This is a genomic window from Streptomyces sp. RP5T (genome assembly GCF_003933965.1).
In the GTDB taxonomy this organism is placed as follows: domain Bacteria; phylum Actinomycetota; class Actinomycetes; order Streptomycetales; family Streptomycetaceae; genus Streptomyces.
Genome location: NZ_RSAJ01000329.1, coordinates 1 through 9,326 on the forward strand (window position 1 = coordinate 1; position 9,326 = coordinate 9,326).

General features: G+C 71.5%; 6 protein-coding genes and 3 pseudogenes. 7 read left to right on the top strand and 2 right to left on the bottom strand.

The window, feature by feature from the left end; all coding sequences use genetic code 11:
- Nucleotides 1-45: 45 nt before the first annotated feature.
- Nucleotides 46-987, bottom strand: coding sequence for a LysR family transcriptional regulator (locus EHS43_RS28295; protein WP_125193570.1), 942 nt, complete (start codon nt 985-987; stop codon nt 46-48).
- A 121-nt stretch (nt 988-1,108) separates the two neighbouring features.
- Here EHS43_RS28295 and EHS43_RS28300 point away from each other — a divergent pair, with 121 nt between their 5' ends.
- From EHS43_RS28300 to EHS43_RS47125, 7 genes and pseudogenes are all read left to right on the top strand, one after another.
- The gene (locus EHS43_RS28300; protein ID WP_125193571.1) at nt 1,109-2,089 is read left to right on the top strand and encodes a fumarylacetoacetate hydrolase family protein; all 981 of its coding nucleotides are present in this window, start codon (nt 1,109-1,111) and stop codon (nt 2,087-2,089) included.
- Nucleotides 2,086-3,042 (top strand): cyclase family protein, encoded by a 957-nt coding sequence (locus EHS43_RS28305; protein WP_125193572.1) that lies wholly within the window; start codon nt 2,086-2,088, stop codon nt 3,040-3,042. Before EHS43_RS28300 ends, EHS43_RS28305 begins: the two co-directional genes overlap by 4 nt.
- A 129-nt stretch (nt 3,043-3,171) precedes the next feature.
- A complete protein-coding gene (locus tag EHS43_RS28310; protein WP_125193573.1) occupies nt 3,172-4,335 on the top strand; it encodes an FAD-dependent oxidoreductase in 1,164 nt (387 codons plus the stop codon).
- Nucleotides 4,332-5,339 carry an amidohydrolase family protein gene (locus tag EHS43_RS28315; protein ID WP_125193574.1) on the top strand — a complete coding sequence of 336 codons (1,008 nt, stop codon included), beginning with the start codon at nt 4,332-4,334 and terminating at the stop codon, nt 5,337-5,339. Before EHS43_RS28310 ends, EHS43_RS28315 begins: the two co-directional genes overlap by 4 nt.
- A gap of 12 nt (nt 5,340-5,351) precedes the next feature.
- The gene (locus EHS43_RS28320) at nt 5,352-6,287 is read left to right on the top strand and encodes a VOC family protein (RefSeq protein WP_125193575.1); all 936 of its coding nucleotides are present in this window, start codon (nt 5,352-5,354) and stop codon (nt 6,285-6,287) included.
- 106 nt (nt 6,288-6,393) lie between these two features.
- Nucleotides 6,394-7,158: pseudogene (locus EHS43_RS47120) on the top strand (fumarylacetoacetate hydrolase family protein); the annotation flags it as partial.
- Nucleotides 7,141-8,334 (top strand): annotated as a pseudogene (locus tag EHS43_RS47125) (thiamine pyrophosphate-dependent enzyme); the annotation flags it as partial. The pseudogenes EHS43_RS47120 and EHS43_RS47125, both read left to right, overlap by 18 nt.
- Before the next feature lie 270 nt (nt 8,335-8,604).
- On the opposite strand, the pseudogene EHS43_RS28335 reads toward EHS43_RS47125, so the two are convergent.
- Nucleotides 8,605-9,326, bottom strand: a pseudogene (locus EHS43_RS28335) (transcriptional regulator); the annotation flags it as partial.

The window sequence follows — 9,326 nt, forward strand, 5'->3', positions numbered from 1 at the left end:
CCCCAACATCTCCCCCACAGTCCCCCGGCGCCTCGTCGGGCCGCTTCACTCAGCCGGTCCGGCGTCCCCGTTGCCGTTGCCGTTCGTTGTCAGCGTCGCGCCGACCTCGGCTGCCTTGCGGCGCAGCCAGATGTGGGCCGCGTCCTGGGTGTGGACCGGGTGCCACCACAGTGCCTCGCGCACCGGTACCGCCTCGAAGGGGCAGGGCAGGACGCGTACCGCGGCGGAGCGGGCCGTGCGGCGGGCCAGGCGCTCCTGGATCATCGTGACCCGGCGGGTGCCCTCGACCATGTGGGGCAGCAGCTGGAAGGTCTGCACGGAGACCTCCACCCGCGGGCTGATGCCGATCATGCTGAGCTGGCGGGCCACCGGGGCGTCGTAGGGGCGCTGGTAGACCGCCCAGGGCAGGTTCGCCAGGTGGTCGAGGGTGACTTCGTCGCCGATCTCGGGGTTGTCGTCGGCCACCATGCACAGCCAGCGGTCCTGGTGCACGTCGACGAAGGGGAAGCCGTCGATGACGCCGTGCGGCATCAGCAGCCCGTCCACGGTGCTGAGCACGGTGGCCGTGTTCTCCACGACCGAGGGTGCCGGATGCTGGAACGTGAGCCGGATGCCGGGCGCCTCCTGGTGCAGCGTACGGGCGAGCGCTGCGCCGAACACGGCCGCGCCGTAGTCGGAGGCGAGCAGCGTGAACTCCCGGCTCTCCGCGGCCGGATCGAACTCCGCCTGGCTGGAGAAGACCCGCTCCAGCAGGTCGCACGCGGTCGCGCTGCGGTCGCGCAGCGCGACGCCGAGCGGCGTCAGTTCGTAGGCGTTTCCGGTGCGGGAGAGCAATTCGTCGTCGAAATGGCGGCGCAGCCGGGACAGCGCCGCGCTCATCGCGGGCTGGCTCAGTCCGATGCGCTCGCCGGCCCGGGTGACGTTGCGTTCCTCCAGCAGCGCCCGCAGGGCGAGGACCAGATTGAGATCGAGTCGGGACAGGTTCACCGGGCACCACCTGGAGAAGTCTGGGACATCCACGTCATGGATACGGCGCATCCACAGGATCTATTTCCGTGATCAGCCGTCGGGGGTCACAGTAGACCCCGACCCCGCAGGAGGACATCTGATGGCAACGCTCGCGCAACCTGTCGGCCCGTTCGCGCTCGGCACGTTCTCGGTCCCGGACGCAGAACCGTTCCCCGGACTGCTGGCCAAGGGCCGGGTGCTCGATCTGAGCACCGCGCTGGCCTGGGCGCCGGCGGACGTGCGTGCCGTGCTGGAGCGCTGGGAGGAAGCCCTCCCGGTGCTGCACGTCCTGGCCGGCGAGGACGCCCTCGACTGGCGGCCGCTGGACGGCCTGAGGGTGCACGCGCCGGTCGAGCCCCGGCAGATCTTCCAGTCCGGCGCGAACTACCGGCAGCACGTCATCGACCTGGAGCTCGCGCACCGCTCCCCCGACGACCCGCGCACGGTCGAGGAGGCGCGTGCGGAGATCGCCGAGATCATGGACCGCCGGGCGGCGGAGGACCTGCCGTACGTGTTCATCGGCCTGCCCAGCAGCATCGCGGGCCCGTACGACGACGTCGTGCTGCCCTCCTGGGCCGAACAGCCTGACTGGGAGCTGGAGTTGGCGGCGGTCATCGCCCGGCCCGCTCACCGGGTGCCGGTCGAGGAGGCCCTTCAGTACGTCGCCGGGTACACGATCGCCAACGACCTCACCGACCGGGCCACCGTCTTCCGCCGGGACATGAAGGCCATCGGCACCGACTGGCTGCGCTGCAAGAACGCGCCCGGTTTCACCCCGCTCGGCCCGTGGCTGGTCCCGGCCGCCTCGATCGCCGATCCCGGTGATCTGCGGGTCACGCTCAAGCTCAACGGCGAGACCATGCAGGACGAGTCCACCAAGGACATGCTGTTCGGAGTCGCGCGCCTGGTGTCGTACATCTCCCAGACCTCCCGGCTGCTGCCCGGCGACCTGGTGCTGACGGGCTCCCCGGCCGGCAACGGCCTCCACTGGGGCCGGCTGCTGCGCGACGGCGACGTCATGGAGGGCTCCGTCACCGGGCTCGGCACCCAGCGCACGCGGTGCGTCCAGGAGACGTCATGAACCGCCACGACCCCGAGGGCGCGATCGCCGAGGCCGCCAAGAAGTACTCGAACTGGGGGCGTTGGGGCGCTGACGACGTGCTCGGGACCCTGAACCTCCTCGACGAGGCCAAGCGGCGCGAGGGCGCGGCGCTCGTCCGGCGCGGGGTCAGTTTCTCCCTGTCCCAGCGGTTCGACATGGACGGCCCGCAGAAGGGCTGGCGCCGGCGCACCAACCCCGTGCACACCATGCTCGACACCGGCACCGACGCGGCCCTCGGCAACCAGGGCTTCCCGCACGGCATCGGCGGCGCCGACGACGTGATCGCGATGCCGTTGCAGTGCTCCACCCAGTGGGACGGGCTCGGCCACATCTTCGACCACGGCAAGGCGTGGAACGGCCGGGACGCCGAGAAGGTCGTCACCTCCGACGGCGACCTCGTCACCGGCATCGAGCACATGGCGCCGTACGTCGCCGGCCGCGGAGTCCTGCTGGACGTGGGTCAGGTCATCGGCAGCGACGGCGAGTTGCCGGACGGGTTCGCCGTCACCGAGGAGCACCTGACCGCCACCGCCGAGGCGCACGGCGTGAGAGTCGGCCGCGGCGACATCGTCCTCGTCCGCACCGGACAGCTGGCCCGTGCCCGGCGCGAGGGCTGGGGCGACTACGCGGGCGGGCCCGCGCCCGGCCTGTCCTTCACCACCGCCGGCTGGCTGCATCGCACCGAGATCGCCGCGATCGCCACCGACACCTGGGGCTTCGAGGTCCGCCCCAACGAGTTCGAGAACGCCTTCCAGCCCCTGCACCAGGTCGTCATCCCCAACATGGGCCTGCTGATCGGCGAGATGTGGGACCTCGACGCCCTCGCCGCGGACTGCGCGGCGGACGGCGTGTACGAGTTCTGGCTCACCGCCGCGCCCCTGCCCATCACCGGAGCCGTCGGCTCCCCCGTGAACCCGATCGCCGTCAAGTAGCCCACACAGTCGCCGGGTGCGCCTTCCCCGGACAGCAGCCGCGCACCCGGTCTCGGCCCGCACTCCCCGCGGGCGAGCCGCCCCCAACCGCCCGAAGCCGTGCGGACCGACCGGGAGGTAACCCCGACCATGACCGATCAGCACCCGCTCCCCCAGCCTCCGGGCGGGGGCACCCGTACCGTCCTCGTCGTCGGCGGGGGCGCCTCCGGCAGCGCCGTCACCGTCCTGCTGCGCCGCGCCGGCATCGCCGTCGACCTGATCGAGGCGAAGCCCGACTGGAACGCCACCACCGGCTCCGGCATCACCCTCCAGGGCAACGCCCTGCGCGTCCTGCGTGAGCTGGGCGTCTGGGAACAGGTGAGCGCGTCGGGGTTCGCCTTCGGCTCGCTGGGCGTGACCACCCCCGACGGCACCGTCCTCTTCGTCGCCGAGGACATCCAGACCGGCGGCCCCGACCTGCCCGCCACCCTCGGCATGCCGCGCCCCCGGTTGCAGCAGATCCTCATCGACGCGGTCCGCGCCTCCGGCGCCACCGTCCGCCTCGGCACCACCGCCGAGACCCTGGACCAGGACGCCGACGGCGTGTCGGTACGCCTCAGCGACGGCACCGAGGGCCGCTACGACCTGGTGATCGCCGCCGACGGCCTCAACTCCGCGACGCGTGCCGCGATCGGCATCGACGACCGGCCGGAGCCCACCGGGATGGCCATCTGGCGCATCGCCGCACCCCGGCCCGAGGGCGTGACCCGCACGGACCTGGCGTACGGCGGCCCCGCCTACATCGCCGGCTACTGCCCCACCGGCGAGGACAGCATCTACGCCTACCTCGTCGAGGCCAACCGCGACCGCGCCTCGATCCCGCCGCAGACGTACGCCGACGAGATGCGCGCGCTCGCGCAGCACTACGGCGGTTCCTGGCCCGAGATCGCGAAGCACATCGAGGACCCCGCCAAGGTCAACTACACCTGGTTCCACCGCCTCCTGGTGGAGGGCCCCTGGCACCGCGGCCGGGTCGTGCTCGTCGGGGACGCCGCGCACTGCTGCCCGCCCACGTTCGCCCAGGGCGCGGCGATGTCCCTGGAGGACGCCCTGGTCCTCGCCGAGCTGCTGACCACCCGCGACACCTGGGACGACCGGCTGTTCACCGACTACCACGCCCGGCGGCTGCCCCGCGTGCGCATGGTCGTCGACGCCTCCGTGCAGCTCGGCCGGTGGACGCTGGACGGAGTGCGCGACGCGGACGTACCGGGTCTGACCCGCCGCACCCTGAACGCGCTGAAGGAAAGCCCGTGACCGAGCCCGAGTCGGCCCCGACGGTCGACGTCCACGCCCATCTCCTGCTGCCGGAGGTCGAGGAGGCCGTGGCGGGCGAGCCGGGCCTGGCCGAGGCCCGGGCCCTGGACGCCCGCCGCAACGGCCCGGCGGCCCTGGCCGTGAGCGGGCCCATGGTGGGCACGCGCGTGCCGAGACTGACGGACGTCACCGTGCGGCTGGCGGCCATGGACGCACAGGGTGTGGACATCCAGCTGGTCAGCCCGTCCCCGTCGCACTACCACTACTGGGCCGGGCCCGAACTCGCCCGCAAGGTCTGCCGGTTGGCCAGCGAGGGGACCGCCGCGCACTGCGCGAAGGCCCCCGACCGGCTGCTCGGCCTCGGACTGGTCCCCCTGCAACACCCCGACCTCGCCGTGGAGTTGCTCGATCACGCACTGGAACAGGGGCTGAAGGGCGTGGAGATCTCCTCGCACGCGCCGGGCCGCGAACTCTCCGACCCCGCCTACGAACCCCTGTGGACGCGGGCCGAGCAGAGCGGCGCGCTGGTCCTCCTGCACCCCTTCGGCTGCACGCTCGACGAGCGCCTGGACCAGTGGTACCTGTCCAACACGGTCGGCCAGCCCACCGAGAACGCCGTCGCGCTCTCCCACCTGATCTTCTCCGGCGTCCTGGACCGCCATCCGGACCTGAAACTGGTCGCGGCGCACGGCGGCGGCTATCTGCCCACCCACATCGGCCGCTCCGACCACGCCTGGCGCGTACGGCCCGACGCCCGCGGCTGCGCCCGGGAACCCAGCAGCTACCTGAAGCAGCTGTACGTCGACTCCCTCGTCCACGATCCGCAGGTCCTGCGGGCCCTGGTCGCCGCCTGCGGAGCCGACCGCGTCCTGCTCGGCTCCGACTTCCCCTTCGACATGGGCACCGAGGAGCCGCTGGCCGCCCTGCGCGCCGCGGACCTGCCCGACCCCGACTTCCACGCCGTACGCGGAGCCAACGCGTCCGCCCTGCTCGACCTCGCCTGAGGAGGACCCCCCATGAACCGCCTGCTCACCCATCTGCGCCACGTCGACCTGGCCGTGCCCGACTACGACAAGCAGCTCGACTTCTACGCCGGCGTCTGGGGCCTGACCAAGGTCGCCGAGGACTCCGGGATCTCCTTCCTGGCCGCCGAGGGCTCCCCCGAGCAGTACGTCGTACGGCTGCGCAGGGCCGACGAGAAGCGCCTCGACCTTGTCTCGTACGGCGCCGCGAGCGCCGGGGACGTCGACACCCTGGCCGAACAACTCCTCTCCGGGGGCGTGCAGTTGATCTCCCAGCCGGGCAAGGTGGACACCCCCGGAGGCGGCTACGGCTTCCGCTTCTTCGACGTCGACGGCCGCACCATCGAGGTCTCGGCGGACGTGGAGGTACGGCAGCACCGCAGGATCGAGGAGAAGGAGTCGATCCCGGTCAAGCTGTCGCACGTCGTCCTCAACTCCCCCGACCTGGACAGGACGCGGGAGTGGTACGAGACCCACCTCGGCTTCCGCCTCTCCGACACCCTGCACTCGCCGCACATGGGCGAGGTCATGCACTTCATGCGGATCAGCAACCAGCACCACTCCATGGCCATCGCGAAGGGCCCGCACACCTCGCTGCACCACGTCTCCTTCGAGATGCGCGGCCTGGACGAGTACATGCGCGGCTCGGGGCGCGTGATGCGGGCCGGCTTCCAGAAGATCTGGGGGCCGGGCCGTCACATGGCCGGCGACAACACCTTCACCTACTTCCTCGACCCGCACGGCAACACCGTCGAGTACACCACGGAGCTGGAGATCCTCGACGAGGACACCTGGCACCCCCACGTCTACGACTTCTCCCGGCCCGAGGTCACCGACCAGTGGGGCACCGCCAACCCGATGAACGAACTGATCGCCAAGGAGTCGTTCAACGACGTCGACCGCGGCGTGTTCGTCGCCCCGCCGGTCTGAGCACGGCCCCGAGGTCACCCCGGCCCCCCGGGGGCGCGGCGTCCCCTGTCGCCCTGACTGCCCGCCGCGCCCCCGGGGCCCTTCCGCACGCCCAATAGGACCCGCCATGCGTTTCGCAACGTACGAACACCGTGCCCGCTCTCACGTGGCCGTCGTCGCCGAGGACGGCACCCTCCACCCGCTGCCCGACGTCCCCTCACTGACCGCGCTGCTCGCCGAGCGGGACGGTCTGCCGGGACTGCTCGACGCGGGCACCACGGCCCTCGCCGCCCCGGCCGGCCCTCATGTCTCCCGGGTGCGCCTGCTGTCCCCTCTCCAGCCGCCCACCGTGCGGGACTTCGTCACCTTCGAGGAGCACGTCGAGGGCGTACGGCGGTCCGTGGACGGCGCGGCCGGGGTGCCCGAGCAGTGGTACACGGCCCCCACGTTCTACTTCACGAACCCGTACGCGGTCATCGGCCCGCACGACGACATCCCCGTGCCGCCCGGCTCGACCGTGCTCGACTTCGAGCTCGAAGTCGCCGCCGTGATCGGCAAGGAGGGCCGCGATCTCACGCCCGAACGGGCCCGCGAGCACATCGTCGGCTACACGGTCCTCAACGACTGGTCCGCGCGCGACCTCCAGTCCGCCGAGATGCGAGTCGGCCTCGGCCCCTGCAAGGGCAAGGACACCGCCACCACGCTGGGCCCCTACCTGGTCACCGCCGACGAACTGGAGAGGTACCGGGACGACGACGGATTCCTGCGCCTCGGCCTGACCGCCGAGATCAACGGCGAGGTGGTCGGCAAGGACCTGCTGTCCAACATGAGCTGGACGTTCGAGGAGATGGTCGCCTACGCCTCCCGCGGCACCTCCGTCCGCCCCGGCGACGCCGAGATCGACAAGCTCGTCGAGATGATCGACAAGGCCCAGAAGATCACCCTCTTCTGCGGCAGCGGCACCGCGGGCGCGCACGCCGAGGTCATGGAGTTCGCGGAGAAGGTCAAGTCACCGGTCGGGCACGCCCTCAGGGGCAAGGAGTGGATCCAGTACGACAACCCCTTCGACGTCGGCATGAGCGGACTGCTCGGCTACGGCGCCGCCTACGAGGCCACCCACGAGTGCGACCTGCTGATCCTGCTCGGCACCGACTTCCCGTACAACGCCTTCCTCCCCGACGACGTCCAGATCGCGCAGGTCGACGTACGGCCCGAACACCTCGGCCGCCGCTCCAAGCTGGACCTCGCGGTCTGGGGGGACGTGAAGGAGACCCTGCGGTGTCTGACGCCCCGGGTGAAGGAGAAGACGAACCGGCGCTTCCTCGACAAGATGCTCAAGAAGCACGCCGACGCGCTCGAAGGGGTCGTGAAGGCGTACACCCGCAAGGTCGAGAAGCACGTCCCGATCCACCCCGAGTACGTGGCCTCCGTACTGGACGAACTCGCCGACGAAGACGCGGTGTTCACCGTCGACACCGGCATGTGCAACGTGTGGGCCGCCCGGTACATCTCGCCCAACGGCCGTCGCCGCGTGATCGGTTCGTTCTCGCACGGGTCCATGGCGAACGCGCTGCCGATGGCGATCGGGGCGCAGTTCACCGACCGGAAGCGGCAGGTCGTCTCGATGTCCGGGGACGGCGGGTTCTCCATGCTCATGGGCGACTTCCTGACCCTCGTGCAGTACGACCTCCCCGTGAAGGTCGTCCTCTTCAACAACTCCTCGCTCGGCATGGTCGAGTTGGAGATGCTGGTCGCCGGGCTGCCCTCCTACGGCACCGCCAACAAGAACCCCGACTTCGCCGCCGTGGCCCAGGCCTGCGGGGCCTACGGCGTGCGCGTCGAGAAGCCCAAGGACCTGGCCGGGGCGCTGAAGTCGGCGTTCAAGCACAAGGGTCCGGCCCTCGTCGACATCGTCACCGACCCCAACGCCCTGTCCATCCCGCCGAAGATCAGCGCCGAGATGGTCACCGGCTTCGCCCTGTCCGCCTCGAAGATCGTCCTGGACGGCGGGGTCGGCCGCATGCTCCAGATGGCCCGCTCCAACCTCCGCAACATGCCCCGGCCCTGAGGACCCCGTGGATGCGAGACCGGCGGCATGCCGGACATCGCGTTCACCTCGGTCGCCCCGGTCGTCCCGGTCCGCAGCCTCGACGCGGCCCTGGAGCGGTACCGCCGGCTGGGCTTCGACCCGCGACGCACCGGGGCCGTCGTCCACCTCTGTGTGAGCGACGCCGACGCCGTCCTCCCGAACGGGCGGCGTCCGGCGTCGAGCCGGCCGACACACCGTACGGGCCGGGGCCGACCAGGGAGCCGACCCGGTGAGCAGTGCCGTCGGGGCCTAGCCCTCGGACTTCACCCACGCCCGTTCGCCCGCGGCGTTCGTGCCGTACCAGAGACGGGGCAGGCCCTTGATGCTGGTCGTGCGGAACGGGCGGCCGTGGTCGTCGATGCGGACCGTCCCGGTGCGGCCCTGGGAGGACCAGTCGAGTTCGAGGTACCAGCTGCAGTCGTACGTCTGCGTCGTCGCGCTGACCAGCAGCACCTCGGGGTCCGTGGCGGAGACCCGGTAGGGGAACTCCACCGCGGGCACGGTCTGTCCGGTGTCGTTGCCGGCGACCGCGTGGGCGACCGGGCGGTCGATGTCCAGGTTCACGTCGAAGCCACGGGGGGTGAGCCCGCCGCCGCAGCCCTGGTCCATGGCGTACGCGGTACCGGGCGCCGGGGAACTGCGACCGGTGATCCGCACGCGCAGCGCCTCCAGGACGACGGCCGTGGAGGACCGCCCCTGCACGGAGATCTGCACCTTCGTCTCCCGCCCGTGGATCGCGCCCTGTGTCGCCGCCCAGATTCCGGCGTCCTGCACGAGCGGGGGCGGGGGCACCTCGGAGGGCGGCTTGTCGATGACGTAGTCGTGGCCGCAGCCCCCCTCCCAGATCTGGGAGTTCGCGCTCCAGGCCAGGGGAGTGCCGACGGAGGTCCCCTGCTGCCCGGTCCCTCCGCTCTTCTTCGAGGTGCCGTGGCCGGGGGACGCCGGAGCGGAGGGCCGGGTCCGGGTGGCCC